The 26,119-nt window shown below is 64.2% G+C and carries 22 protein-coding genes; 10 read left to right on the forward strand and 12 right to left on the reverse strand.

Features of this window, described 5'->3' with window-relative positions; all coding sequences use genetic code 11:
- Positions 1–162 precede the first annotated feature (162 nt).
- From WJU17_RS08835 to WJU17_RS08860, 6 genes are read left to right on the forward strand one after another with little or no spacing between them, the layout of a single operon-like run.
- Positions 163–1,659: an amidohydrolase family protein gene (locus tag WJU17_RS08835; RefSeq protein ID WP_346326954.1), complete on the forward strand. Its 1,497-nt coding sequence runs from the start codon at positions 163–165 to the stop codon at positions 1,657–1,659.
- A 41-nt stretch (positions 1,660–1,700) separates the two neighbouring features.
- Entirely contained in the window at positions 1,701–2,870 is a 1,170-nt protein-coding gene (locus WJU17_RS08840; RefSeq protein ID WP_346326955.1) for an efflux RND transporter periplasmic adaptor subunit, read from the forward strand.
- The gene (locus WJU17_RS08845; protein ID WP_346326956.1) at positions 2,867–5,980 is read left to right on the forward strand and encodes a multidrug efflux RND transporter permease subunit; all 3,114 of its coding nucleotides are present in this window, start codon (positions 2,867–2,869) and stop codon (positions 5,978–5,980) included. Before WJU17_RS08840 ends, WJU17_RS08845 begins: the two co-directional genes overlap by 4 nt.
- The gene (locus tag WJU17_RS08850; RefSeq protein WP_346326957.1) at positions 5,977–7,413 is read left to right on the forward strand and encodes an efflux transporter outer membrane subunit; all 1,437 of its coding nucleotides are present in this window, start codon (positions 5,977–5,979) and stop codon (positions 7,411–7,413) included. The genes WJU17_RS08845 and WJU17_RS08850 overlap by 4 nt, the downstream gene beginning before the upstream one ends.
- A 5-nt stretch (positions 7,414–7,418) precedes the next feature.
- Positions 7,419–8,099, forward strand: coding sequence for a heavy metal response regulator transcription factor (locus tag WJU17_RS08855; RefSeq protein WP_346326958.1), 681 nt, complete (start codon positions 7,419–7,421; stop codon positions 8,097–8,099).
- A complete protein-coding gene (locus WJU17_RS08860; RefSeq protein WP_346326959.1) occupies positions 8,096–9,466 on the forward strand; it encodes a heavy metal sensor histidine kinase in 1,371 nt (456 codons plus the stop codon). The genes WJU17_RS08855 and WJU17_RS08860 overlap by 4 nt, the downstream gene beginning before the upstream one ends.
- A 127-nt stretch (positions 9,467–9,593) precedes the next feature.
- On the opposite strand, the gene WJU17_RS08865 is transcribed toward WJU17_RS08860, so the two are convergent.
- Entirely contained in the window at positions 9,594–10,181 is a 588-nt protein-coding gene (locus WJU17_RS08865) for a VOC family protein (RefSeq protein WP_346326960.1), read from the reverse strand.
- Between the two features lie 99 nt (positions 10,182–10,280).
- Complete coding sequence (locus WJU17_RS08870; protein WP_346326961.1) at positions 10,281–11,201, reverse strand: thioesterase family protein; 921 nt, start codon at positions 11,199–11,201, stop codon at positions 10,281–10,283.
- Positions 11,202–11,943: 742 nt separating this feature from the next.
- Here WJU17_RS08870 and WJU17_RS08875 point away from each other — a divergent pair.
- From WJU17_RS08875 to WJU17_RS08890, 4 genes are all read left to right on the forward strand, one after another.
- Complete coding sequence (locus WJU17_RS08875) at positions 11,944–13,047, forward strand: MraY family glycosyltransferase (RefSeq protein WP_346326962.1); 1,104 nt, start codon at positions 11,944–11,946, stop codon at positions 13,045–13,047.
- Positions 13,048–13,304: 257 nt separating this feature from the next.
- The gene (locus tag WJU17_RS08880) at positions 13,305–14,480 is read left to right on the forward strand and encodes an acyltransferase (protein WP_346326963.1); all 1,176 of its coding nucleotides are present in this window, start codon (positions 13,305–13,307) and stop codon (positions 14,478–14,480) included.
- A gap of 20 nt (positions 14,481–14,500) precedes the next feature.
- Positions 14,501–14,665 (forward strand): hypothetical protein, encoded by a 165-nt coding sequence (locus WJU17_RS08885; protein WP_346326964.1) that lies wholly within the window; start codon positions 14,501–14,503, stop codon positions 14,663–14,665.
- A 734-nt stretch (positions 14,666–15,399) separates the two neighbouring features.
- A complete protein-coding gene (locus WJU17_RS08890) occupies positions 15,400–16,296 on the forward strand; it encodes a hypothetical protein (protein ID WP_346326965.1) in 897 nt (298 codons plus the stop codon).
- A 232-nt stretch (positions 16,297–16,528) separates the two neighbouring features.
- On the opposite strand, the gene WJU17_RS08895 is transcribed toward WJU17_RS08890, so the two are convergent.
- The 10 genes from WJU17_RS08895 to WJU17_RS08940 all read right to left on the reverse strand — a co-directional run bounded on the left by WJU17_RS08895 (position 16,529) and on the right by WJU17_RS08940 (position 26,119).
- Entirely contained in the window at positions 16,529–17,755 is a 1,227-nt protein-coding gene (locus tag WJU17_RS08895; protein WP_346326966.1) for a glycosyltransferase family 4 protein, read from the reverse strand.
- Positions 17,752–18,303 carry a putative colanic acid biosynthesis acetyltransferase gene (locus WJU17_RS08900; RefSeq protein WP_346326967.1) on the reverse strand — a complete coding sequence of 184 codons (552 nt, stop codon included), beginning with the start codon at positions 18,301–18,303 and terminating at the stop codon, positions 17,752–17,754. Before WJU17_RS08900 ends, WJU17_RS08895 begins: the two co-directional genes overlap by 4 nt.
- On the reverse strand, positions 18,303–18,992 hold the full coding sequence (locus tag WJU17_RS08905) for an acyltransferase (RefSeq protein WP_346326968.1): 690 nt from the start codon (positions 18,990–18,992) through the stop codon (positions 18,303–18,305). Before WJU17_RS08905 ends, WJU17_RS08900 begins: the two co-directional genes overlap by 1 nt.
- Before the next feature lies 1 nt (position 18,993).
- The gene (locus WJU17_RS08910; protein WP_346326969.1) at positions 18,994–19,575 is read right to left on the reverse strand and encodes an acyltransferase; all 582 of its coding nucleotides are present in this window, start codon (positions 19,573–19,575) and stop codon (positions 18,994–18,996) included.
- The gene (locus WJU17_RS08915; RefSeq protein ID WP_346326970.1) at positions 19,572–20,786 is read right to left on the reverse strand and encodes a glycosyltransferase; all 1,215 of its coding nucleotides are present in this window, start codon (positions 20,784–20,786) and stop codon (positions 19,572–19,574) included. The genes WJU17_RS08910 and WJU17_RS08915 overlap by 4 nt, the downstream gene beginning before the upstream one ends.
- Positions 20,787–20,793: 7 nt before the next feature.
- Positions 20,794–22,149, reverse strand: a complete 1,356-nt coding sequence (locus tag WJU17_RS08920) for an O-antigen polymerase (RefSeq protein ID WP_346326971.1) — start codon at positions 22,147–22,149, stop codon at positions 20,794–20,796.
- Between the two features lie 3 nt (positions 22,150–22,152).
- The gene (locus tag WJU17_RS08925) at positions 22,153–23,208 is read right to left on the reverse strand and encodes a glycosyltransferase family 4 protein (RefSeq protein ID WP_346326972.1); all 1,056 of its coding nucleotides are present in this window, start codon (positions 23,206–23,208) and stop codon (positions 22,153–22,155) included.
- A 65-nt stretch (positions 23,209–23,273) separates the two neighbouring features.
- A complete protein-coding gene (locus WJU17_RS08930; protein WP_346326973.1) occupies positions 23,274–24,503 on the reverse strand; it encodes a glycosyltransferase in 1,230 nt (409 codons plus the stop codon).
- A complete protein-coding gene (locus WJU17_RS08935) occupies positions 24,490–25,455 on the reverse strand; it encodes a phosphoribosyltransferase (protein WP_346326974.1) in 966 nt (321 codons plus the stop codon). The genes WJU17_RS08930 and WJU17_RS08935 overlap by 14 nt, the downstream gene beginning before the upstream one ends.
- On the reverse strand, positions 25,442–26,119 hold the full coding sequence (locus WJU17_RS08940) for a methyltransferase domain-containing protein (protein ID WP_346327424.1): 678 nt from the start codon (positions 26,117–26,119) through the stop codon (positions 25,442–25,444). Before WJU17_RS08940 ends, WJU17_RS08935 begins: the two co-directional genes overlap by 14 nt.

Consider the following 26,119-nt stretch of genomic DNA (forward strand, 5'->3'; position numbering starts at 1 on the left):
CCTTTTGAAATTTACATTCACGCACGCATGTGTTTGTGAGAGCCTGTGCAGGCAGCGCGACGGCTGACTTGCTGACAAAAATGTCATGAGCCGGTCAGCATTGCGTGGGCGCTCTGGCGCTAAGGTTGAGTCAGGCGGGCTGCCATAGAGGGAACCATCCATATGCGTCTGCTCAGTGACCGGGAAAAAGCCGAACTGGCCCTCGCTGAATCGCACGGCTTCCCGGGCCCGATTCCCACGCAGATCGTATCCAGCGACGAATTCGCGCCGATCCCCCAGACGCCGGCGCAGCGCGAGGTCGAGGTCAGGCTGCGCGAGATGAGCGACGCCCTCGCACGCAAGCACGGCATGTCCCGGCGCCAGTTCTTCGCGACGGCCAGCGGCATGGCGGCGGCGTTCCTGGCCATGAACCAGGTCTTCGGCCCCCTGTTCGGTGTCTCCGCCGCCGAGGCCGCGACGCCCGAGATGGCCGACGATCGCGCGAAGACCTTGTCGGGCCAGTTCATTCTCGACGGTCACACCCATTTCCTGCGCGACGATACGCGTCTCGATACCTTCGTGCGCATGCGCGAGGCGGTCGGCAAATCCGGCTGGAACCCGGCGCTGGCTGGCAAGCCCCAGACCATCGCCGATCTGAAGTTCGACAACTACATGCGCGAAATCTTTCTCGACAGCGACACCAAGGTGGCCCTGATCAGCAGCGCGCCCTCCGAGGTTCCCGAGGACTGGTTCCTCACCAATCCCATGACGGCGGCGGCCCGGGCCCGTGTCAACGCCGACGCCGGATCCCGCCGCATGCTGTCGCACGCCATCTTTACCCCGGGCATGCCAGGCTGGCTCGAAGAAGTCGACCGGGCCATCGCCGAGGACAAGCCGGATTCCTTCAAGGGCTATACCATCGGCGACAACACCCACAAGGATCTGAGCCGCCATCCCTGGCGCATGGACGACGAGACATTGGCCTACGCCGCCTATGAGCGTTTCGCCAAGGCGGGACTGACCAATGTCTGCGTGCACAAGGGCTTGTTCCCGCCCTCGGTCGAGAAGCAGTTTCCTAAATTGCGCCGCCATGCCGACGTGAGCGACGTGGCGAAGGCGGCGAAGGACTGGCCTCAGCTCAACTTCATCATCTATCACGCCGGCTACCGGTTCCCTGGCGGCGGCACGCCCGAGGACGCCATGGCCGAGTTCGACCGGACCGGACGGATCGACTGGGTCAGCGATCTCGCCGAAATTCCGGCCCGCCACGGTGTCGGGAACGTCTATGCTGACCTGGGGCAAGTGTTCGCCATGACCGCCGTCAGCCAGCCGCGTCTCGCCGCCGCTATCCTGGGGCAACTGATCAAGGGTCTGGGCGCGGACAAGGTGGTCTGGGGCACGGACGCGGTTTGGACAGGATCGCCGCAATGGCAGATCGAAGGGTTGAGGCGGCTTGAGATTCCCGAGGACATGCGCGAAAAGTATGGCTTCGCGCCGTTGGGGACGGCGCAGGGGTCTGTCAAATCCGCGATACTGGGAGGAAACTCGGCACGGCTCTACCGGTATGACCCTACCGAAGCGGCGTGGGAGACTGACAGGCTTGCCCAGAGGAAAGAACTCCACCTTGCCCAAGGCGAAAACCGGTCCAACTTGCGCTACGGCTATATTGCCCGTGCCTGACCGCGTCCGCCCATGACTTTTCTCTTTTTCAAGCAGTATCCATGAACAAGTCCGTCGTCCAATCGTCCCGGGGGAAACTGATCGCGGCCATCCTGGCCGTGCTCGCCATCATCGCCATCGCATGGTGGCTGCTGAGCGGAGGCGAGGAAGCCCCGCCCCCGCCGCCGCCTGTCCCGGTCAGCGTGATGAAGGCCGAGAACCGGGATGTCCCGCATCTGGCGAGCGGCATCGGCACCGTCGAGTCCCTGGCGAACGTGACTCTGCGTCCGCAGGTGGAAGGCGTCCTCGCCGAGGTGCTGTTCCAGGAAGGTCAGCAGGTCAAGAAGGGCCAGCTTCTGGCGCGGATCGACGACCGCCCCCTCGCGGCCGCCCTTGCCCAGGCGCAGGCGGAGAAGGCGCGCAACGAAGCGCAATTACGCTCCGCCGAACAGGATTTGACCCGGTACACCAACCTGCTCAAGGAAGAAGCGATCTCTCGCCAGACGGTGGAGCAGCAGGAAGCCCTTGTTGGGCAATTGCGCGCCGCGGTCCGCGCCAATGACGCGGCGATCGCCGCCGCGCAGGTGCAGATGTCGTTCACCCGGATCACGTCGCCGGTAAGCGGCCGTATCGGCCTGCGCCGGGTCGATGCCGGCAATCTGGTACGCACCTCCGATACCGAGGGTATCGTCACGGTCACGCAGATGGCGCCGATTTCGGTTGTATTCTCGCTGCCGCAGACGCTGGTGCCGCAGATCCAGCCGCTGATGAACGCCGAGGGCGGAGCGCCGGTCATCGCCTTCAACCGCGAAAACGGCACGCGCCTCGCCGAGGGGCGCATGACCATGCTGGACAATCAGATCGATCCGACGACCGGGACGATCAAACTGCGCGCCGAATTCGACAATGCGGATGGCGCCCTCTGGCCCGGCCAGTTCGTCACCATCCAGCTGCGCGTCGGTCTGACGACCGGCGCGGTCACCGTATCGCCGAAAGCGGTGAAACAGGGTCTGGACGGCTCGTTCGTGTTCCGTGTCACCGATGGCAAGGCGCAGGTCGTTCCCGTGACGACCGGATACGCCAGCAACGACGCGATCGTGATCACCAAGGGTCTCGCCGCTGGCGACACTGTCGTGTCGGACGGCCAGTCCCGGCTCCGCGACGGCGCACCCGTCAGGGTCGCCGGCGCGCCGAAGGACGGCGCTGCCGCCGTGTCGGAGAAGACGCCATGACATCCAAGACCGGACTGTCGATCTGGTTCATTCGCCATCCGATCGCGACGTTCTTGCTGTCGCTGGCCGTCGTGGCGCTGGGCCTGGTCGCCTTTCCGCAATTGCCCATCGCGCCACTGCCGCAGGCCGAATTTCCGACCTTGAGCATCAGCGCGCGGCTTCCCGGCGCAAGCCCCGAGACCATGGCCTCGGCCGTGGCGACGCCGCTTGAATCCGAACTCAGCTCGGTGCCCGGCATCACCGAGATGACCTCCACCAGCGCGCTGGGCAGCACCAGCATCACCCTTCAGTTCGCGCTGACCAAGGACATCGACACCGCCGCGCAGGAAGTCCAGGCCGCCATCAATTCGGTGTCCGGCCGCCTGCCCGCCGACATGCCCAGCCTGCCCACATGGCGCAAGGTCAACCCGGCCGATGCGCCCGTGCTGATCCTCAGCGTCCAGTCCAAGCTGATGCCGCTGACAGAGCTGAGCGATCTGGCCGACACGCTGATCAACCGCCAGATCAGCCAGATCGACGGCGTCGGCGAGATTTTCTTCACCGGCCAGAAAAAGCCGGCCATGCGCATTCAGGCCTCGCCCGAAAAGCTCGCTGGCTACGGCCTGACCATGGCCGACCTGCGCGGCGTCATCCAGCGTGCCAGCGTCAATCAGGCCAAAGGCGCCATCTACGGCGCCGACCGGGTCTCGACCATCGAGACCAACGACCAGATTTTCGATCCCGAGGAATATGAACGCCTGCCTGTCGCCTACCGCGACGGCAGACCGATCCTGCTCGGGAGCGTCGCCAAGGTGACGTTCGGCGCCGAAAACGACTACGTTCAGGCGTGGCAGTATGGCGAGCCGGGCGTCAACTTCATCATCCGCCGCCAGCCGGACGCCAACATCGTGGCCACCGTCGATCGCATCATGGCGGCCCTGCCGGCGATCCGCGCCAGTCTGCCGGCCAGCGTCGAGGTGGAAGTCCTCAATGACCGAACCCGCACGATCCGTTCGACCCTGCACGAGGTCGAAATCACCTTGGGCGTCACAGCCGTGCTGGTCGTGCTGGTCATGGGCCTGTTCCTGCGGCAACTATCGGCCACCCTCATCGTCGGCGCGGTTCTGGGCGTCGCGCTGGTATCCACCTGCGCCGCCATGTTCATGCTGGGATTCAGTCTGAACAATCTGACCTTGGTCGCGCTCGTCATTGCCGTGGGATTCATCGTCGACGACGCCATCGTCGTCATAGAAAACATCCACCGACATCTGGAAGCCGGCGAATCCATGCTCCAGGCCGCCATCAAGGGATCGGCCGAGATCGGCTTCACCGTCATCTCCATCAGCTTCTCGCTGATCGCCGCCTTCATTCCGCTGCTGTTCATGGGCGGCATCGTCGGCCGGCTGTTCAGCGAGTTCGCGCTCACCGTCACCGCGGCGATCCTGTTGTCGGTGGTCGCGTCGCTGACGCTGGCGCCCATGCTGGCCTCGCGTTTCATGAAAGCCCTGCCGCATCAGGAGACACGCAAGGACGGCTTCTCGGAGAAGCTGCTGAAGAAGTACGAGCGCGGCATCACCTGGGTGCTCGCCCACCAGCGGACCATGCTGGTCGTCTTCGGCATCACCGTCAGCATGGCCATCGCGAGCTACGTGTTCGTGCCCAAGGGCTTCTTTCCCTTGCAGGACACCGGTTTCGTCTTCGGCACGACACAGGCCGCCGATGACGTGTCCTATGACGACATGGTGGAAAAGCACAAGCAGCTGGCCGAGATCGTCGGCAAGGATCCGGCGATCCTGAGGTTCGGCATGGCGGTCGGACCGACCGCCGGCAGCACCAATCTGGCCAATGGCCGTTTCTTCATCGTCCTCAAGGACCCCGGCGACCGCGACGTGGACGCCGAGGAATTCATCGCGCGCCTGCGCCCCCAGGTGTCGCAGATCCCGGGTATTCAGCTGATCCTGCGCTCGGCCCAGGACATCAACATCGGCGCCGGCTTCGGCAAGGCGCAGTATCTCTATGTGCTGCGCGGCAACGACAGCGACGAGCTTGGCCTGTGGGCGAACCGCCTCACCGAACGATTGTCGCAGATCCCGGGACTGACCGATGTGTCCAACGATCTGCAGATGGGCGCCGCCGTCACCCGCCTCACCATCGACCGCACCGCCGCCGCGCGCTTCGGCATCACCGCCGAGGATATCGATCAGGTCCTTTACGACGCCTATGGCCAGCGCCAGATCAGCGAGTTCCAGACCGAGATCAACCAGTACAAGGTCATCCTGGAGATCAGTCCGGAGCAGCGCGCCTCCGCCCAGAGCCTGGACTATTTCTACCTGCGCTCGCCGCTCACCGGCCAGATGGTGCCGCTTTCGTCCATCGCCACCGTCGAGCCGCCCGAGGCGGGACCGGTGCAGATCACCCATGACGGCATGTTCCCCTCGGTCAACGTGTCATTCAACCTGGCCAAGGGCACCGCGCTGGGCGACGCGGTGAAACTGGTCGAGGAAGCCCAGATCGAAATGGGCATGCCAACCACCATCACCGGCTCGTTCCGCGGCAGCGCGGAAGCGTTCCAGAGCTCGCTGGCCAGCCAGCCCTTCCTGATCCTCGCGGCATTGCTTGCCGTCTACATCATCCTGGGCGTGCTCTATGAAAGCTTCGTCCACCCGCTCACCATCCTGTCGACGCTGCCCTCCGCCGGTATCGGCGCCATCCTGTTCCTGTGGGTGATGGGCTTCGACTTCTCGATCATGGCCATGATCGGCCTCGTGCTGCTGATCGGCATCGTCAAGAAGAACGGCATCCTGATGATCGACTTCGCGCTCGATGCCCAGCGCACGCGCGGGCTGCCGCCGGAAGAGGCGATCAAGGAAGCCTGCCTCGTCCGCTTCCGTCCCATCATGATGACCTCCATCGCCGCCGCCATCGGCGCCGTGCCGCTGATGCTCGGTCTCGGCACCGGATCGGAACTGCGCCAGCCGCTCGGCATCGCGGTGATCGGCGGCCTGCTGGTCAGCCAGGCGCTGACCCTGTTCTCGACGCCGGTGATCTATCTCACCCTGGACCGGCTGTTCCATGGCGCCGACAAGCGCACGGACCCGACCATCGGCACACCGCAGAGTCTCACCCCATGATGCACCGTCTCACCCGCATCCTGCTGATCGGCGCGTCCAGCGCGGCTCTTGCCGCCTGCGGCGCCGCCGCGACCCGGCCGCTGCCGACCGCCGAGTTGCAGCAATCCTGGGAAGGAACGCCCGATGGCGCCGCCATTTCAGAGGCGCCGCCCATCGCCTGGTGGCGGGAGTTCGACGATCCGGTTCTCGACCGCCTCATCGAAACGGCCGAGAGCCGCAATCTCGACCTGAGGCTCGCACAATCCCGCGTGGCCGAGGCGCGCGCACTGCGCAAAGGCGCGAGGGCCGAGCTGTTTCCCGAACTGACCGGCGGCGGCGATGCCGAACGCAGCCGCACCCGTCCCCGCAATCAGGCCGCCAATCCTGGCCCGACACGCACCGAAAACACCTTCGGCCTGTCGCTGGGCGCCAGCTGGGAAGCCGACCTCTTCGGCCGCCTCCAGAGCGAGGCGCGCGCGGCCAGCGCCGATCTCGAGGCGACCGAGGCGGACCGCGACGCGGTGCGCCTGACCCTGCTGGCGGAAGTGGCGCGGACCTACCTGGAATACCGCCTCTATCAGGCCCAGGCCGGCCTCGCCCAGAAGAACGCCGACGCCCAGGGCGGCACGGTGCGCATCACCCGCGCCCGCTTCGACCAGGGCATGTCGAGCCGCTTCGACCTGGAACGCATCATCGCCCAGCAATCGACCACCCGCGCGGCGGTACCGCAGGCGCGCGAGCAGGCCGAATCGGCGCGCCACCGGCTGGTCCTGCTGCTGGCGACCACGCCGGAACAGTTGAACGGCATGATGCCGCCGGACAGCCCCATGCCCGACGCCGATCCCGTCGCCGTGCTCGCCACGCCAACCCAGGTCGTCGCCCTGCGTCCCGATGTTCGGGCCGCCGAGCGCCGTCTGCTGGCGGCCTCGGAACGGGTTCGCGCGGCCCAGGCGCTGCGCTATCCGCAGATCACGCTGTCCGGCCTTCTGGGCGTCGAAAGCGCCCGCGTCGGCGACCTGTTCTCGCCCGGCACCCGCGTCTGGTCGGCCGGCGCGTCGCTCCTCCAGCCCCTGTTCGACTTCGGCCGCATCCGTGCCGCCATCGACGCCGCCGACGCGCGTCAGGAACAGGCCTATCTCGACTACGAGCTCACCGTGCGCACCGCGCTTCAGGAAGCGCAGACCGCGATCGTGCTCTACACCGAAGGCGTCATCCGGCAGCGCGAGCTGGGCAACGCCGTCACGGCGGCCGCCAAGGCCGCGGAACTGGCCAACCGTCAGTACAAGGAAGGGACCCTGTCGCTGCTCGAGGTCCTGGACGCCGAGCGGGCGCTTTACGAGGCGGAAACCCAATGGACGTCGGCCACCGCGGACGTGGCGCTGCGCCTGGTATCGCTCTATCAGACCATGGGCATCGTGCCGCCGGCGACACCGACACTAGCAGCGGGAGGCTGATCATCATGCGCATCCTGATCGTCGAGGACGAGGTCAAGACGGCCGAATACCTGCACCGCGGCCTGGTGGAACAGGGCTACACCGTCGATGTGGCCCATACTGGCATCGACGGCCGGCATCTGGCGCTGACGAGCGATTACGACGTCCTGGTGCTCGATGTCATGCTGCCCGGAATCGATGGTTTCGAGGTGCTGCGCGCCGTGCGGGCCGAAAAGCAGACCCCCGTCATCATGCTGACGGCGCGCGATCTGGTCGATGATCGGGTGCGCGGCCTGCGCGAGGGCGCCGACGATTACCTCGTCAAACCGTTCTCCTTTCTCGAACTGGTCGCCCGACTGCAGGCGCTGACCCGGCGCGGCCGGGCGCAGGACCCCGTCCAATTGCGCATCGGCGATCTTTATGTGGACTTGCTCAGCCGCAAGGCCTTCCGCGACAGCAAGCGGCTCGACCTCACCGCCAAGGAATTCTCGCTGCTCGCCGTCCTCGGACGCCGTCAGGGCGAGATCCTGTCCAAGACGGCGATCGCCGAACTGGTCTGGGACATCAATTTCGACACCAACACCAATGTGGTCGAGGTCGCCGTGAAGCGGCTGCGCGACAAGCTCGACGGACCTTTCGAGCAGAAGCTGCTGCATACCATCCGGGGCATGGGCTATGTGCTCGAGGTGCGAGAGGAAACCGCGTGAATCCATCCATCGCCGTCCGCCTCTCGCTGATGTTCGCGCTGGCGGCGGTGATCGTGTTTTCGCTCGTCGGCCTCGCCCTGCAGCGCGTGCTGTCGCGCGACCTGGAACACCATCAGGTGGACGAGTTGCGCACGCGGATGGAGGTCATGGATCACATGATCAGCCGCACCGCCACCCTGGAGAAATGGCTGCGCGTCCACGACAAGCTCGACGCGCTGACGCCGGGCGACAACAGCGCCCGCTTCTGGGCGCTGAGCCAGGATCCCCGCTTCGAATATGGCGACACGCCGGGCGCCCTGCGCGACGATCTGGACCGGCGCGATGGTCTCGGCGAATTGCAGCTGAATGAAGACGGCTACCCGCTGAAGACGCTGACCCGCACCATGCCGGCCTTGGGCGAGCGGCCCGACGTGCGGATCGTCGTCGGCATCGACTCGACGCGGTTTCACGAGACCCAGCGGGCGTTTCTCGTCGCGCTGCTCGTGTTGTCCGGGCTCGGTGTCGTCATCGTGGCCGGGCTCGGCTACTGGATCGCCAAGATGGGTCTCGGCCCGCTGAGCCGGCTGTCCGAGGAAGCCCGCCAGATCAGCCCGCGCAACCTGTCGCAGCGGCTGGTGCCGGCGAGCTGCCCGGACGAGCTGACCAATCTGGTCGCCGGCTTCAACGGTGCGCTGGACCGGCTGGAAGCGGCCTACAAACAACTGGAGGCGTTCAACGCCGACGTGGCGCACGAGCTGCGCACGCCGCTGACCAACATGATCGGCCAGACGCAGGTGGCGCTATCCAAGGAGCGCAGCGCCGAACAGCATCGCGACGTGCTCCAGTCCAACCTGGAAGAGCTGGACAGGCTGCGCACCATCGTCAACGACATGCTGTTCCTGGCCCGCGCCGATCAGGGCGTGACCGCGAGCGACCCCGTGCCCACGTCACTGGCCGCCGAGGTCGACAAAGCCGCCGACTTCCTCGAATTCGTGCTCGACGACGCGGGCGTGACCCTGCGCGTCGAGGGCGATGCGCGGGCCGCCATCGACCCGTCGCTGTTCGGCCGGGCGATCACCAACCTGCTGCAGAACGCCGTTCAGCACTCGGAGCCAGGCGCCGGCCTCGTCGTGCGCATCGATCAGGACGGCGCGGGCGCGCGGGTCGCCGTGGCCAATCCGGGCGCCCCCATCGAGCCGGAGCATCTGGAGCGCCTGTTCGACCGCTTCTACCGGGTCGAGGCCTGCCGGGGAAACAGCGGCGAGAATCACGGATTGGGGCTGTCCATCGTCAAGGCCGTGGCCACCATGCACAACGGCACCGTCTTCGCTTCGAGCGAGGGCGGCATCAACACGGTCGGATTTACGGTGAACGTGCCGGCGGCCTGAACGGCCCGCGGCGGGAAGGACTGGGGAACCAGCCTGAACCGGTCCCCCGCAACCTTCGCATGACGGATCATGCTCGGCATCGCTGGGGCGAAGCGTTTCCGCCTCGCCCGGGTTTACTGGCCCCGTATTACTGGCGGCCTTCGCGGTTGTTCTTGTTCTCGCGGATCAGGTCGGTCACGCCGTCCCACTCCTCGTGCTGGGTCTGCCAGCCGTCGAACAGCTGGCAGATGACCGGCGCGTCGCCGTGCAGTTCGACGAAGCAGCCCAGATCCTTGCGGCAATCCATGTAGGCGACGTAGTCGCCGCCCCACAGCTCGCAGGCCACTTCGTAACCGGCGGCCTGGAAACGACGGACTTCTTCCTGCACGTTCGGCACGAGCACGCCCACATGGTGGAAGCCGTTCTCGCCCTTCTTGTACATGTCGCGGTAGATCGACGGCGTGTCGTCATGCTGCGCGACGAACTGGATGTGGGCGGGGCCGGCCTGACCGAAGGCATAGGAGACATCGGCCTCGATCTTCTGGCCACGATAGGTGAAGCCTTCACCGATATGATGGCGCACCACATGGAACGGACCGGCGCCAAAGAACTTGTTCCACTTGTAGCAGGCCTCGTCGATATCATCGACGAACCACGCATACTGGCGGATCGGGTGGCGGATCAGTCCGCGTGAATTGATACGGTTCGTCGGAATCTGGAAGCTCAGGTCGTTCATTTTGGCATCTCCCCAGGGACATTCACGCGTGCATGATAATCGCCGGGCCGGCAAAGGCAAACCCTTAGAGGCCACCCGGAGAGGCCGCGGGCGAAAATTTTACCGGTCGTCGGCGAGGTCAGGCCGTCCATTCCCCGCCAGCGAGGCCCGCATCGCCTCGGGAAATTCGGCCGTACGGCGCGCTTCCAGATCGAAGCCGAGGCCCAGTTGCTTGAGCACGCTGATCGGCGCGCCGGTCGTCTCGTTGAAGCTCCAGTGCTCGAACGTCACGCTCTTGCGGCCCACATCCACGTGTTTCGTGCGGGTGATGACCGGATCGCCCAGGCGCGGCACCGAGAACATCACCTGACGGCTCTCGATGGTGGCGATGGCGATCCGCCGGCCATCTTCGGGCTGATAGCCCCGGTGCTGCGCCTTGAACTTGATCGGCAGGCGCGCCAGCGCGATGGACTTGGCGTCCGAGATATCCATGTAGCCGTGGCTGTCCGCTTCCTCTGGCGACACGGTATAGCCGTCGAACCGCACGAACGAGGTATTGTCCTCCATGCCGGCCAGGGTCGGCGGCGTGACGTCGTCCAGCGGCAGGCTGCGCGGCTGGCCCCGCTCCGGCCAGTCGACGATCAGGCTCCGCGCCGCGTCCAGCGCCTCCTGCGGCAGCCGCTTCGGGCTCCGGCTTTCCGCATCGAACAGGCCGAACGCGTTGTTGAACGTCGCCGCGACATCGCCGCTGTCGGCATTGAGCATCTCGAGATAAATGCCGATCCGCTCGTCGCCGATCCAGCGCACGCCGCCCCGGATCTGCAACGGCGCGCCCTCGAGCTGCTCCCGATAGAAGCGGATGTGCCCGTCCATGATCTGGACGACGGCGCCCTCGGCCGAAACCCGCCCGGGCGTCAGGCCGACCGCGGCGGCCAGGTTGAAGGTGGCCTGCGCGGCCTTGCGCGCATAGACCCTGACATTCATATGGCCAAGATTATCGATCTCGGCCTCGACGACGGGGCCTTCATAATAGGTCTTCATGGCGTCTCGGTCCCTTCGGCGCCCTCGGCCCATGGCCGAAGGCATGCGTGACTTTTGTCCCGCCTTTTCAGCACGGCGAGGCCGCTCGATCAAGCGCGTCGAGCAAAAAGCGGCTCACGCGGCCCGCGCCCCCTCCACCCCGAGGGAACATGGCGGCAAAGCGGCGGGATACGCGCATGCCGCCGGCCGATAGACGTGGAAGCACACACCCTCAGGTTGTATCGCCCATGCGGCCTCCGGGATCGCGCGCTGCTTCCGCGCCCGCATTATGGCTCCCCCAACGCGACAGGACATGCCGGCACGGCCTGATTGACACAACATCGCTCATGAAAAGATTCCCTGACAAGTAACGGGCGCGACTCTTCACTCTCCGGAGACTCATAATCTCAAAATTAATATCAATTTTAATTAAACTGCTCACAGGGCGATCTGGTCCAGTCTTCACACCGGACGAGGTCCAATTGTGTCAATTCCGTGGCTACTGTCATGCGAAAAACCATGACTATTTCGCAAATGCAAAAAGAACATTGACCTATGGTTGTATAATCCAGCATCTTGATACAACCGCTGGGTCGGCCTCTTCGGAGGCGGGGCCATGACGGAAACAGCGTTGGGCCGCTTTTTCCGTTCATGCGACCGGGCGTATTTGAGGACGAGAGGCCAACAAGTTGTCCGACCCGTTTATTCGCGGAGGCGAAACTTGTTGTGGAATTGGGCCGAATCCGGCGCCGTAACCGGTGCCATGGATGTTACGACACTGGGAGTCCTTGCCGGCACCCTGGTGGCGACAGCAACCGCGCTCTGGGCGAGACCGCTCGGCGTGCGCCTTGGCGTGATCGACAAGCCGGATGGCGGGCGCAAGCTGCACGCCAATCCGACCCCGCTCGTGGGCGGCGTCGGGCTTTATCTGGCGCTGCTCGCCGGGCTCGCCCTGACCATGGCCGCCTTTGGCGAGGTGAGCCCCGCCGCTGGCGGCGTCTTCGTCGTGGCGACCGTCTTCTTCCTGCTCGGCTTCATGGATGACCGCCAGCACATCAATCCCTGGGCGCGCCTCGCCGTCGGGATCATGGGCGCGGCCTTCGCGGCGTCCTGGGTGCCCGAGCTGCGCGTTCATCATCTGTGGTTTCCCGATCTCGGCTTCACCCTGCCGCTCAGCTTCGCCGCCGTCCCCTTCACCGTCTTCTGCCTGCTGTGCCTGAAGCACGGCTCCAACCTGTCGGACGGGCTGAACGGCCTGTTCCTCGGCATGTGCGCCATCTGGCTGGTGCTGCTGGCGCCGTTCCTGACGCCGCGAACCGCCGTCATGCTGCTGCCGGTCGCCGGCGCGCTCGCCGTGCTCCTCTTCGCCAATCTAAAGGGCCGCCTCTTCACCGGCGATTCCGGCGCCTACATGATGTCGTCCCTGGTCGGCTTCGCCGCCATTGAGGCCTACAACCAGCATCAGGGCGGCATGCCCGCGCTCTATCTCGCCGCCTGCTTCCTCATTCCCGTGCTCGATATGGGCCGGGTCATGGCCGTTCGGATCGCCCGCGGCACCGGCGCCTTCACCCCCGGCCGCGATCATCTTCACCACTACCTGAAGGACTGGACCGGCGGCTCGAACCGCGCCGTGGCCGTCTATCTCTCGCTGTGCGCCCTGCCCGCCCTGCACATCTATCTCGGCGCGCCGCTGGTCGTCGTCATGGCGCTGCAGATGCTGGCCTATCTGGCCGTGCTCGGCGGCAATCGCGGCCGCGTGCCGGTGGCGAAGGCGCCGCGCATCGAGCCCGTGCGCATCGAGAAGCAGCCCTCCTATTCCGGCGGCAGCTTCAAGCACGCGCCAAAGCCCTACCAGAACCGGGAATAGTTTTTCGCGACGGCCGGCCCCAGGGGACCGGCCTATCTTCCTTGGGGAACGAAAAAGGGAGGCGGACCCATCCGCCTCCCTTTCCGATTCCGGACGGGGTGAACCGCCTCCAGAGAGATGTTGCTTTACCATCTTTCCAGCCGGTATTGTCGTCGCTGGCCCCAACCGAGAAGCACTGTCTTTTCAGGGGACGACGTTTATCGGCGCCTCAGGCGGGGTCGCCCCTTTTATTAATGATCAAAGAAATGATCAGATAATTGACCGTAACTCATATCGGCAAGCTGGTTCCCCTTGAGGGGTACAGGGGGATCGCGTCCCTTATCGTACTGCTTCATCATTATTTTCTGGCGTTCTCACCCATGACGACCGGCTATCTGGAAGGGCTTCGGACACCCGGGAGCCTGTCTGGCGCCTATTATTTCTTCATGTTCAACGGGAATGCTGCCGTATCGTTCTTTTTCGTGCTTTCAGGCTTCGTCTTGTGCTGGTCCTATTTCAACGATGGCGACCAGCACCGGTTGGTGAAGTCGTTCGTCAAAAGATTTCCGCGCCTGGTCTTCATCGTGACGGTCACCACGGTGCTGAGTTATTTTCTGTTCCATTTCGGACTCTATCATTTCGCGGATGCCGGTCTGCGAAGCGGTAGTCCCTGGCTGGCGTCATTTGGGGGCGCGGGCTGGACACCCGGTTTCGAACCCGGTTTCCCGGCAGCCTTCGCGCAGGGCGTCACCACCTTCTTCACCGGTCTGTCCAGCTACAATGCCAATCTGTGGACCATGAAGCCCGAGTTCTTCGGCAGCATGATCGTCTATATGCTGGCCGGATTCATTTCCATCGTCCTCGGGCGCAGATATCTCCTTTATTCCTTCGTGGTCCTGTCCATATCGTCGCTGGGATACAATCCGCTCATATTCCCCTTCGTCCTGGGCGTGTTCCTGTCCGTCCGCGTGGCACAGGGTGTAAGGCCGCTGCCGCTCCCGGTCTGCCTGATCCTGATCGTGTTCGGGCTTTACCTGCTGGGGTATGTGATTCCCGAAGAGCACTATGCGTGGGCGTCTCCGGTGCCTGGGTCCGTCGCCGGAACCTTCAGGACGGCCCTTCATGCCCTCGGGTCAGGCCTGATCATCTATGCGACCCTGTCCAATGAACGCCTGTTCCGATCCATGACCGGCCGGGTTTTCGTCATGCTCGGAAAGATCAGCTTTCCCTTGTATCTGGTGCACACGCTCGTCATCTGCTCGCTGTCCAGCGCCACCTATGTCGCCCTGTCCGACGAGGGATGGACCGCGCCCGCCGTGCTGATACTCGTATTCGTCGTTACGTTGGCGGCCTCGGTCGCCGCATCCTGGCCGCTATCCCGACTGGATGATTGGTGGGTCGCTAAGGTCAACAAGGCTTCGCGCAAGCTCCTGACCCGGCCCGAAGCGGCATAGAGGCATTGCTGGTCGTCGTCATGACACCGCAGATGCTGGCCTATCTGGCCGTGCTCGGCGGCAACAGGAGCCGCGTGCCGGCGGCGAGGGCGCCGCGCGCCGAGCCCGTGCGGATCCAAAAGCAGCCCACCTACTCCGGCGGCAGCTTCAAGCACGCGCCCAAACCCCACCAGAACCGGGAATAGTTTTTCGCGACGGCCGGCTCGCAGGGGACCGGCCTATCTTCCTTGGGGAACGAAAAAGGGAGGCGGAACCATCCGCCTCCCTTTCCGATTCCAGACCGTTGTCCAGCCCGTCAGGCCAGCGCTTTGCTCAACAGACCGTCCCGAATAACGGCGATAGTTTGCTAAACTCTCCCGCTCGCATTCTCACCCGATCCTACAAGGACGGGCATCGATGGCGAGGTTGGCTCCGCTGGTGGTGGCGCCCGGATTGCCGCATCGCCTGACGCAGCGCAACAACCGGCGCGCCCGGGTGTTCTTCGGTAATGACGTTTCCCGCTTCTACCTTGACCTCGTTAGCGCAGCGGCGAAGTCAGCGGAGGGCGGTCGGGCCAATTGCCCTCATACCGACCATGCCCACTTGATCGCGCCATCCTCGCACCCGGATAGCCTGTTTAGTAAAGTTTCGCCAAAGCCCCCATTTAATTCCATACATATGGAATTTATGAGAAAATCTATCCGATGATATCTAATCTATATCTCACACCTTCTCACCTAATCGTCATGTTGACTCTTATATGAAAAGGGTTCATGAATTATTTATCTGATGGGGCGATAGATTTTAGGGGTCTATAATGTATATATCCGGGAGACGGTTAGCCATTAGCATCGTGATATTATGTGGGGCCTCAGGCTGTAGTACAATTGAGGGGCCATCTCCGACTGTCAATAGGTTCGGCCCTGTAGCGCCTGAAGGGATGTCAGAGGATCCGATCACTCACGGTCCTCTCTATAAGCAATTTGTTGCCGCACACACGGCCTCTCTTAATAATACTGATAAATATAAAGATGATCTACTGGCTAGACAAATGCTCCTTGCCGGATCTCATGTTGTTTCTGAAAACTGCGACATATATTTTTCATCTAATGGCAGAATTGAGCGTCGCCTCTTGTTCTATAGAGATATCACCTCTGGATCTGCAGCCGTAGCTATAACAAGCGCGGCACTAGCCGGAGCGTCTGCGACTGCCACTAGTGGCATTGCATTGGCTTTTACAACACTATTGGGCGCGAATGATACATACCGAAAGCAACTGACATTTGGCGCCGAGTTCTCCAGCTCCGCTCAAACAATGGTACAAACGCAAATTTTTACGCTGCGTACTGCTATGATGAGTGATACGGAAGAAAAATATACATACGCACAGGCAATTGAGAATCTGCGATTAATTCAGAACGTATGTCGGCCAGCGGTTATCCAAGCGAACATGGCCGCCGCTATCGCGACTAAGAGGTTTGATCCAATAAAGATCGAAGCGCCGGCTACCAAGATCGGTGGTGATGACAGTGACACTCCCACGCCAAACACTGGAAGCCCCCCACCCGCCCAAGCCGTCAAGCCAGACTCGCAGACTTCGAGTGGATCGAGCACCGTACCAACAACTGAGGAAAAAAATAACGCAAAATCTCTAATAGAAGATTTAAAAGAGATTAAGCCTTACAAAAATACCACATTAGATAAAAATATTGACAAAACAATTTTTTCTTTACAAGAAATGGCATCAGGAAAGTCTTCTGGAGAAAAACCGGATAATCCTGCAATATCTTCTCCGAAACAGGCAAGCAGATACATACTAGTTCCGTCTCGAGATTAGAGGCTTTTTACTCTATCAATTTTATGAAATTCCAACGACGTGACGGATTGGAGGCACGGCTATCCCACGGATTTCAATGACAGCTTACGAAATCCTGTTTGCAGGGATACCATCCGTGGCGAGAGAGGGCGACGTTGGTCTTGGGCGGGATGCTGTAATACGTACCGCCGCGCGGCAACCTTCGCAAGCCGATGTTCTTCGGCAACGACGACCACCGCTTCTACCCGCCGCCTCAACCCGGCACCTTCCGCAATAAGTCATCCCAGCGGCCGATCGAGGTCCGCCGCGTGTAGTGGGCGACCAGCATCGCCCGCGCATTCTCGCCCATCTCCCGGCACCGCTCGGGCGCGGCGGCGAGCGTGGTGATGGCCTGCGCCAGTCCCGCATCATCCCCCGGCGCGACCACCGCGCCGCACTCATGATGCCGCACCAGGCGCGCGATCTCGCCATCCGGATCGGTCACGGACAGAACCGGTCGGCCGGCGGCGGCGATGCCATAGAACTTGCTGGGCACGATCAGCCCCTCCAGCTCCGGCCGCAGCGAGAGCCAGTGCACGTCGGGCACCGCCAGCGACTGGGCCAGCATGGACTTGGGCTGGTACGGCCGGAACAGGAAATTGTCGAGCCCTTCGGCGGCGACCCGCCCCGCCAGGCCGTCGCTATGGTGCCCGCCGCCGATGAACAGGAATTTGATCCTGGGATCGCCCTTCAGCAGCCGGGCCGCGCCCAGCAGGGTTTCCACCTCGTGCGCCCGTCCCAGATTACCGGAATAGCCGACAACGAACATGTCGTCGTCCAGGCCCCATTCGCGGCGCAGCACGCACTGCGCCCGCGCGACCGGGGCGATCACCTCGTCGTCGCTCCAGTTCGGGATGACGACGATCCCCGCCGCCGCGACGCCCTCGCCGGCCAGCCGCTCGGCCATCCGGTGCCCGATGGCCACATTGGCGCGGGCGCCGCGCAGCGACACGTTCCGGACGCCGCGCAGGCCCTTGCCCAGCGGGCCGCGCAGCGCGCCGATGCCCAGTTCGGCGGCCACCTCGGGATAGAGGTCCTGCAGCCAGTTGACATGACGGGCGCCCCGCAACCGGGCCGCCAGGGACACAATCACGGAGATCAGCGGCGGATCGGTCTTCGCCACGACGATGTCGCCCCGGCGCAAGGTCCGCAGCAGCGCCCAGAAGGCCGAGGGATAGAAGGACAGATAGTCCATGGCCCTGCCCGCCAGCCCCTTGCGCCCGAAGCGCGTCGCCCACACCCGCCGGATGTCGACGCCCTCGACGGTCTCGCGCCGGTCCAGCTCGACCGCCGTATCGTCATAGACCGCGCGGCTGGTCACCACCGCCACGTCCCATCCGTCCCGCGCCAGGGCGAATGTCAGATCGGCGAGGATCTGCGCCGTCGCCGAATGGTCGGGATGGAAGAAGCGGTTCACGAACACGACGCGCGGCGTGGTCATCTTGCCGCCTCCTTCCAGTGACGCTGGCGCAGCGGAACGGCCGGGTTGCCGCCGACCACGGTCCAGGCCGCGACGTCCCGATTGGCGACGGCCCGCGCGCCGACGACCGCGCCTTCCTCGACCGTCACGCCCGGTCCGACGAATGCCTCCGCCGCCACCCACGCATTTGCGCCGATCCGGATCGGCGCTGTGACCAGCGGAAAGCCGGGATCGTTGTAGTCATGGCTGGCCGAGCACAAATACGCGCGCTGGCTGACCACGGCGCCCTCGCCCAGCTCGATGCTTGCGACGCTGTAGCAGTCCACCCCGTCCCCCATCACGCTGCGGGCGCCCATGACCAGATTCCACGGCGCCCAGACGATCACCCCGCGATAGGGCATGGCGCCCTCGCCGATACGGGCGCCGAAACACCGTAGGAGAAAGCGCCGCCAGCCATGGAACGGGCGCGGCGACGGCCGGTAGAACAGGCAGTACACCGTGCCCCATAGCACGCGCCCCACTTTGTTGCGAAATCCCGGCGCCGGCTGGACCGTGAGCGGCCTCCGCATCAGGACACGGGTCCCTCGGTGCGCTGGAAATAGCCGTCGCCCGGGTCCATGGACCGGATGGCGGTGGCGGGTACCCCTGACATCAGCTGATACTCCGCATTGGGCGCGCCGCGGAACACCGAACCGGCGGCGAGCACCGTGCCATTGGGCATGCGCGCGCCCTTGAGCACGATGCAGCCGCTGCCGAGCATGCAGTAATCGCCGATCGTCACCGGCCGCGAACTTTGCCGGTTGGCCTGGATGTCGATGGAATGGGTCAGGATCTGCGACCGGAAACCGGCGATGGTGGTGAACGCGCCGATGGAGATCCGGTCGGTGCAGTCGAGGATATGGCGCGACGTCAGCGAGCTTTCCGGGCCGATCACCAGCGCCGAATCCCGGTCCGTGTTGTGGGTGAAATGGCGCGTGTTGCCCGTCGGCATGCCGAAGATCCAGTTGAACGTGCCGATCTTCGAGCCGGCGGCGATCTCCAGCCGGTCCATGTTGCGGATCAGCGTGAAGTGACCGATCCGGCTGCGCTCGCCCATGGCGCACGCCCCGACGCTGACCAGCGCGATGCCGATCCGCGCGCTGGGATGCAGCCGGTAGCCCAGCAGCCGCGTGTAGAGCACCCGCCTGAGCCCCCAGGGCAACACGGGCGCGGTCACGAACAGGCCCAGTTCCACCAGCCGTTTCGCAAGCCGCTTCATGTCAGCCTGCCTTCCTGTCGCGCGAGGCCTCGATGAATTTCTTCACCTTGGCCGGCGCGCCGACGATCAGGGCGTTCGGCGGGAAGACGCCGTGCACCACCGCATTGGCGCCGACGATGGAATTCGGCCCGATCACCGTGCCCGGCCCGATGAAGACGCCGCGCCCGATCCAGACGTTGTCGCCGATCTCCACCGGGGCGGACGTGAAGCCTTGCCCGCGCACGCCGCTGCCCGGCTCGAACCGGTGCGCCTGGTCGCGGATCGAGACGTACTCGGCGATCGAGGTGTTGCTGCCGATGCTGATCCGCTCCACCGCGACCAGCACGCAGCCCAGATTGATGTTCACGTCATCGCCGATCACGATGTCGGACGTATGCGAGGTCGCCAGATAGACGTGGTCGCCCAGCCGGCAGCGCTTGCCCAGGGTGATCCGTACCGGCAGGTGCAGGCGGCGGATCTTGCCATAGATCGTCGTCGACCATGGCACGGGCCTGTGCCAGAGAAACAGGGTCAGGGTGTAGTAGAGCCAGCGCAGCTTGTAGCCGGCGATATCCAGAACCCGGGAGACGACCCGGACGATCATGACATCACCGCCGCCAGCAGCCGCGCGCCATACTGCTCGGCGGACACCTGCCGCGCCGTCGCCTCGGCGTTGCGGGAAATCGGATCGAGACTCTCCGGATCATCGAGAATACCCCTGAACACCGCCGCGAGGCCGTCCTGATCGCCGGCCTCGAAAAGGAAGCCGTCATGCCCATGGGTGATCACCGACCCGGTCTCGCGCGTGACGATGCAGGGCAGGCCGAAGCTCATCGCCTCGTAGACGACCATCGCCGAGCCCTCGAGATAGGATGGCAGCACCAGGAAATCCGCATCGAGATAGGCCTGCTGCACGGCACTGAACGGCTGCGGGCCCTTGAGCGAAACGGTCCTGCCCCACTCGGCGGCGACCTTGTCCTCCACCATGACCTTGCCGAAAACATCGATCTGGGCGCGCCCGGCGAAGCGGCCCGCGACGGCGGCCAGATCATGCACGCCCTTGCGATAATCGACGCCGCCGACAAACAGGCCGCGCAGCGGTTCCGTCCGGTGACGGGCGACGCGCGGCGGCGCGTCCTTGCGCGGCGAATAGCCGTACGGCACCAGCCTGATCTTGCTCTCCGGACACCCGGCCGCGACCAGTTCCTCCGACACATAGGACGACGGCGCGAGGACCAGATCGGCGAGACGCCACTCCTCCTCCTCGCGCACCTTGAGCCGCTCGATGTTGGCCTTGCGGTGGCGAACGAGATCCGCCGGCATGAAGGCGGCGAGCCTGTCGACCATGAGGAGCTGGCTGGCGCGCGGCGCCACGCACTGCTCCAGAACCAGCTTGGGACGCGGCGAAATTGTGGCGAACTGACGGAAAAGCTCGAGCGCTCCGGTGTCGAGACCATAGACGACATCCGGCGCCGAGGCGGCGAGGCGCCGTGCGGCCATCTCGGCCACGCGCCTGGCGGCCCAGATATGCGGCCAGGCCGTGAACGGCCGCGTCATCCGCATGGCCGCGCGATACGCCAGCCCGCTGACCGGCGCGCCGATCACTTTTTCCCTCGGCAAACCAACGAGATAGCGCTGCAGCGCCCCCCTCGCCGCCGGCCGCGCCCAGTGCGGCACGATCAGATCCGTCGCCATCGCCGCGAGCGCCCCCTGCTCGTGAAACGCCTTGGCCACGGCGTAATCCCGGCGGGCCGTGGTCTGCATCACGGCGACACGTGGCAACGGCGTAAGTGTTTCATTGGCAAGGCGATTCATCGGACTTCTATCCTTGGGCAGGCATCGGCGGGCCGTAGGCACGCCGCCGCGCGGGATGCCAGGCGATGCTGGAGAGGACGCGCATCTGGCCGGCCCCCCAGATCATCGCGAAGACAACGGCGTAGGTCGCGAACTTGACGATGGGCAGTTGCAAATCGTTCGACACGGCAAGCACGATGGGCGCGAGCATCAGCACATACATCATCTCGCCGGGGAACGAATGCCGCCGCCAGCGCTCTAGGGCGCCCATCAGCGCGCCGAGCGCGGAAAAGAGCAGGAAACCGAAATAGCCAAACTGCTCAAAGGCTTGCGAGAAACCAATGGGCGCGAGATAGAAATGCTGGGCGCGGCTCCAGCCGCTGACGTTGAACTCGCCGACGGTCTGGTTGATGTACAGGGCGCTCTTGACGTCGCGGCCGACGAGACCCGCCGGGACGAACTGGCTGACCAGGGCGTTCCAGAAGATGGCCCCGTGTTCGAAATTGCCGGTTTCCTTGGCCCGCTGCACCAGGAAGGCCGCCATGGCGATCTCGTTGTTGGGCTCGAACCTGACGAAACGATCGAGACGTTCCTCGATGAAACCCTGCTGGAGGTCCTGTCCGCGATACTGGCTGCCCCGGATTTCGGGAAACAGCGCGACGACCGCCACCATGGCGCAGACCGCCGCCATCACCGTGACGCGGCGTGGCCGGAACCGGTAGTAGAGAATGGCGACGAAGGCGATGATCGAGCCGGTCTGGAGCACCTCGCTGCGGCGGAACAGCACGAGCACGTTGAGCGTCGGATAGATCAGCGCGATCACAATCAGGAGCAGGGTCAGCCGTCCGGGCCTGGCCTTGTGCAGCATCAGCAGCAGGAAGATCGGAATATAGATCAGCCGCGCGATGAAGATGTAATAGACCTCGGCGCCGCGCCAATCGAGCGAGTAGCTCTCCATCTGGAAGAAGAACTGGGTGAAGCCGCCGGCCGTGAGCGCCAGCCCGGTAATGCCGGCATACGCAACGGCCAGGAAGACCATGGCGATGATCAGGACCCGGCTGTACTGTGCACGGCTCACCTCGAGCGGCCGAGGCGCGAATGCCGTACGTGGACGGGCCATGTAATAGCCCGCCAGTCCCCCGAAATAGCAGAGCGCGGCCGAAACGACGAGCGTGTTTGCCGCGCCGGATTGCCTGTAGACTTCCGCCAGATTGGCGTCGGAAGACAACAAGCCGAACAGCTTGGGAAAGATGTAGGCGAGATAAACGCCCGACACGAGGAACGGAAACCGCAGCAAATCGACGCCGCTGGCATGCCTGAAGAATACCCAGAGACAGATCAGAGTCGTCAGCGCCAGCAAGGGAAGGCTCAACAGGTCCAGCATGCGTCAGCCCGATCTGGAGGAATGTTTGCCGTCCGGCGGTAGACGACGGACGACTCTGGAATGCGGTTCGCCGCCGGAGCGGCGCCCGCGCACGGCGCGACCAAGTACCTCGATGTAGTCCCGTGCAACGTCCCGGGGCGCATGCAGCGCCGCGAACCCGGCGCCGGCGTGGCGGTACCGACGGCAGAGATCGTCATCGGCGAGCAACGCCCGCACGGCGTCGGCGATGGCCTTCGGGTTTGCCGGCGGCACGACGACGCCGCCCGGACCGATCGCCTCGGGAAGTCCGCCCAGTTCGGTGCCGATGACGACACAGCCGCTGGCCATTCCTTCAAGCGCGACGATACCGAACGGCTCGGGCCACCGGGACGGCACGACCATGAGCCGGTGCCGCGACAACATCCGCGCCAGATCGGCACCGGTCATCTGTCCCGCGAAACGGATCATGCCATCCAGGCCACGCTCGTAGACCTTACGCTCCAGCAGGGCCCGTTCCGTGCCCTCGCCGATCAGGGTCACGGAAACCTGCATGCCCGCCGTGTCGAGCAAGGAAACGGCGTCGATCAGATCGATGCAGCCCTTTTCCGGGATCATCCGACCCACGAACACGATGTCGCGGTCCTTGTCTTTGGCCTCGTCTTGGGCCGCGTCGCGGAACCGGTCGATATCGAACGGATTGCGAATGATCTCGCCGCTTCCCCCGGCGGCATCGCGGAAGCCATGGCTCGTATAGAGGTTCGGCCCCAAGGTGCAGGCAAGCCGCTTCAGCCCTTGTTTCGTTCTGGCCACAAGGCCCGGCGCCGAACCGGCGGGGCTCCATTTCTGCAGATAGATGTGGTGGGATACGACGACCGGACACTGAGCCAGAAGTAACGCAGGCGCGGCCCGCAGACTGGCGCCGATCATGAGGCAGACATCAGCATCGAGAGCCAACTTGATGAGCTTGGCGACGCCTGGTTGGCGTTCGATGGCATAGGCTTCCTGGCCTTCCGGAGTCGCCGCCGGCGTTTCCGTCACGACGGTGACCTGATGTCCCAGAGAAGCGAACTCCTGAACCAACAGACGAACTACCTCCTCCGTCCCTCCGACACTCGGCCAGAAAACATGAGTGTAGACGAGGATTTTCATCTGCTTGCGGCTTCCCGACGCGCGCCCAGCAGTTCCTTGATGTAGGCAATCCACTGCGCCGCATAGGCATCATCGGTAAAGGCCGCCGCAAAGCGTCGGGCGGCATTGGACGCCTCGTTCCAGATCTCGCGATCAGACAGGAACCGGTCGACGGCCATCGCGGCGTCTGCCGTGTCGCCGCAGGCCACCAGTCGGCCCGCCGGGGTCTTGCACCATTCCGATACGCCGCCCACATCATAGGCAACGACCGGCGTGCCAAGCGCGAAGCTCTCGGGTCCAATCCGGCCAAAGGCCTCGTCCCATTTGCTGCACATGATAGTAACGCCGCAGCGGAGGATCAGAGCGTCCCGCTGTTCGGCGCCCATCCAGCCGTGGAAGATCACGCGCTGCTGAATGCCGGCTTTGGCGGCGGCGGCCTCCATGGCCGGGCGGGCCGGTCCGTCGCCGACTACATGCAGAGTCCCGGCGCGAGTGGCGCGAGCCAGAATATCGATGGTATCAACCCCGCCTTTACTCTCCGCCAGACGCCCGACAAAAATGAGGTCTGCGCTTCCGTACTCTCGCACAAGGCTGACCGGTTTGGGGCAGGGCGGATGGAAGACGCGGGCAGGACGCCGGTGGCGAGAAGCGCATGCGTGACTGTTGGCCGCGAAATTCCTGAACCCTCGGAGCAGGAGCATGTCGGAAACGCGCGCAGCGATCCGGGCCAGCTGACGGGTTCGCGAGAGGCCGCCCAGACACCCTTCGCTGTCGTGAACAGCAAGGCACGACAAGCCGACATTTCGGCCACAGACGGCCGACGAGCGTGGCAGATAGCGCGTGCCCGCAGGACAGGTCAGGATCGTATCCAGCCTGAGGAAAACGACCGGTCGAAGCCATTGGAGCGCTAGGAAGGCCAATCTGGGCTTCTCGCCGACAATGATGAGCATGTCTTGCCGCAAACTCTCGCGCACCAAGGCCGAGAGCGATCCGCGGCCTTGCGAGACAGCGACATACCGCATGCCGTCATGCCGCGCGGAAGGCTCGACATCGCTCTCCGTCAGCAAGAAGGTGATCTCGGCGCCGGACGCGGCAAGATGGCCAGCGAGAATGCCAAGGCTGATATTACCGCCGAACTGTGGGCTCCATTCGCGCACGACGATGCCAATCCGGACGCCGTGCAGCGCGTCATTCCGCAACGGCGCCATGGCTGCCGGCAACAGGGAATGAATGTCAGGCTCCCGCATGGCGGCCGATCCTGACGCGCCGGACGAGCGCGCGGCGGATACGCTGCAGCAGCTGCGATGATTTTGTGTATTGATACCCCGGGGTGATCTTGTCCGGGGAGGCGAGGACCATGTTCCGGTAGTCCAGCACCGGCTTGCCCGAGCGGCGCGTGATCTCGCGGGCCTGCGCGGGTTCGCTTTCCACGAACAGCAGCGCGTCGGGATCACCCCGGTAGACATCCGCCTTGAATTTGGCGTGTGCCCCGAGCCGGCGGCGTTCGGCGGCACTCGGCAGATCGAGCATATGGAGATGCCGGTACTTGACGCCGTGATCCGCTAGCCAGGCCTCGGTCTCTGGACGATAGCGCTCCAGCCGACTGGTCACGATCCCCCGCACGGCCCCCCCGGGCAGTGCGAAATGCTGCGTCTCGCGCAGGAACTGACGGTAACGGTCGCCATCGTCATTTTCGCTGTCATCTGGATCCCGGCAAAATACGCCATCGAGATCGAATAAAGCCTTCTCGAGCACCCATGAATGCAACATGTTCCATTCGAAGATACGAGGGAATGGGCAGGTCTCGAGGACGTCATCCACGTGATGCGCCCAGTCTTTGGAGCCATAGACGGCAAGCACGATCACCTTCAGCTCAGGGAACGCGGCTTGCAGCTTCTTCCGGGCAGCACTGGCGGCCGCACCTGAATGCACGCTGTCGTCGACCACCAACGCCGTCCTGTAATCGCCGGCCGACGCCGACCAGCCCGGCAGCGCCCGGGTCTTTCCATGGCTCATGACGTGGCCCGCAATGAAGCCATCCAGATCGGCGACCGGCTTGTTGAGGAGCGAGGACATCACCAGCGCCGGATACATACCGCTGCGCGGAATGCCCAGCACGATGTCCGCGCCCATTCGATTGATGCGATGGGCTTGCCGATTGATCAGCGTCGCCAGGTCGCGGAAGCTACGATACTGCATCGGCCTTGGTGCCGCAGACGCCCAGATTGATCCAGCCGTGGTCGTAGCCGCGCGCGCTGCCCGGCGGCAAAGGCTTGCAGTCGCTAAAGCCCGCCCGGCCCAGCAGATCGCTCAGATACCGTTCGGAGAAGAGGGCGAGATGCCAGTTGGGATGTCCCGGCGTGCCCTTGCCGTCGCCATAGGAGAACAGGCGGCCCGCCGCCCATTTTGCGGCATCCTTCTCGTCGTTGAAGCGGTACCAGCCGTCGCGGTCGATGTCGTTCGCCCGGCCTTCCTCGGCCTCGACGAAAGCGCGGCAGATTTCCAGCCCGTTCGGCACCCACAGCTCCAGGCGTCCGCCGGGCTTGAGCACCCGCCGCCATTCGCGCAGCACGGTCTCGGTCTGGTACCAGGGAATGTGCTCGAGCACATGGCTGGCGTAGACCAGATCGAAGGTCGCTTCCCTGAACGGCAAACGCTTGGCCGCGTCAGCGACGTAGTCCACGTTCGGCCACCACAGCACGTTGAGCGTCTCGAATCCCGGCATGCGGGCGGGACCCGGTCCGATCTCCAGTTGCCGGGATGGCCGGCCGCTATACCGCAGCTTGCTGACCCTGTTCAGGCCCGCGCGGTAGAGGAGCCCTACGGCGCGCGTGCCCCAATGTTTGATGACTTCCTTACCCAT

The organism is Iodidimonas sp. SYSU 1G8 (genome assembly GCF_039655775.1).
In the GTDB taxonomy this organism is placed as follows: domain Bacteria; phylum Pseudomonadota; class Alphaproteobacteria; order SMXS01; family SMXS01; genus RI-34.

What these genes read in the sequence shown, in the direction of transcription:
- WJU17_RS08935 (WP_346326974.1), bottom strand. Translation starts at nt 25,455, where the DNA reads ATGCAGTATCGTAGCTTCCGCGACCTGGCGACGCTGATCAATCGGCAA.
- WJU17_RS08895 (WP_346326966.1), bottom strand. Translation starts at nt 17,755, where the DNA reads ATGACCACGCCGCGCGTCGTGTTCGTGAACCGCTTCTTCCATCCCGAC.
- WJU17_RS08940 (WP_346327424.1), bottom strand. Translation starts at nt 26,119, where the DNA reads ATGGGTAAGGAAGTCATCAAACATTGGGGCACGCGCGCCGTAGGGCTC.
- WJU17_RS08930 (WP_346326973.1), bottom strand. Translation starts at nt 24,503, where the DNA reads ATGCGGGAGCCTGACATTCATTCCCTGTTGCCGGCAGCCATGGCGCCG.
- WJU17_RS08835 (WP_346326954.1), top strand. Translation starts at nt 163, where the DNA reads ATGCGTCTGCTCAGTGACCGGGAAAAAGCCGAACTGGCCCTCGCTGAA.
- WJU17_RS08920 (WP_346326971.1), bottom strand. Translation starts at nt 22,149, where the DNA reads ATGCTGGACCTGTTGAGCCTTCCCTTGCTGGCGCTGACGACTCTGATC.
- WJU17_RS08845 (WP_346326956.1), top strand. Translation starts at nt 2,867, where the DNA reads ATGACATCCAAGACCGGACTGTCGATCTGGTTCATTCGCCATCCGATC.
- WJU17_RS08865 (WP_346326960.1), bottom strand. Translation starts at nt 10,181, where the DNA reads ATGAACGACCTGAGCTTCCAGATTCCGACGAACCGTATCAATTCACGC.
- WJU17_RS08900 (WP_346326967.1), bottom strand. Translation starts at nt 18,303, where the DNA reads ATGCGGAGGCCGCTCACGGTCCAGCCGGCGCCGGGATTTCGCAACAAA.
- WJU17_RS08910 (WP_346326969.1), bottom strand. Translation starts at nt 19,575, where the DNA reads ATGATCGTCCGGGTCGTCTCCCGGGTTCTGGATATCGCCGGCTACAAG.
- WJU17_RS08840 (WP_346326955.1), top strand. Translation starts at nt 1,701, where the DNA reads ATGAACAAGTCCGTCGTCCAATCGTCCCGGGGGAAACTGATCGCGGCC.
- WJU17_RS08890 (WP_346326965.1), top strand. Translation starts at nt 15,400, where the DNA reads ATGTCAGAGGATCCGATCACTCACGGTCCTCTCTATAAGCAATTTGTT.
- WJU17_RS08870 (WP_346326961.1), bottom strand. Translation starts at nt 11,201, where the DNA reads ATGAAGACCTATTATGAAGGCCCCGTCGTCGAGGCCGAGATCGATAAT.
- WJU17_RS08850 (WP_346326957.1), top strand. Translation starts at nt 5,977, where the DNA reads ATGATGCACCGTCTCACCCGCATCCTGCTGATCGGCGCGTCCAGCGCG.
- WJU17_RS08885 (WP_346326964.1), top strand. Translation starts at nt 14,501, where the DNA reads ATGACACCGCAGATGCTGGCCTATCTGGCCGTGCTCGGCGGCAACAGG.
- WJU17_RS08855 (WP_346326958.1), top strand. Translation starts at nt 7,419, where the DNA reads ATGCGCATCCTGATCGTCGAGGACGAGGTCAAGACGGCCGAATACCTG.
- WJU17_RS08905 (WP_346326968.1), bottom strand. Translation starts at nt 18,992, where the DNA reads ATGAAGCGGCTTGCGAAACGGCTGGTGGAACTGGGCCTGTTCGTGACC.
- WJU17_RS08915 (WP_346326970.1), bottom strand. Translation starts at nt 20,786, where the DNA reads ATGAATCGCCTTGCCAATGAAACACTTACGCCGTTGCCACGTGTCGCC.
- WJU17_RS08875 (WP_346326962.1), top strand. Translation starts at nt 11,944, where the DNA reads ATGGATGTTACGACACTGGGAGTCCTTGCCGGCACCCTGGTGGCGACA.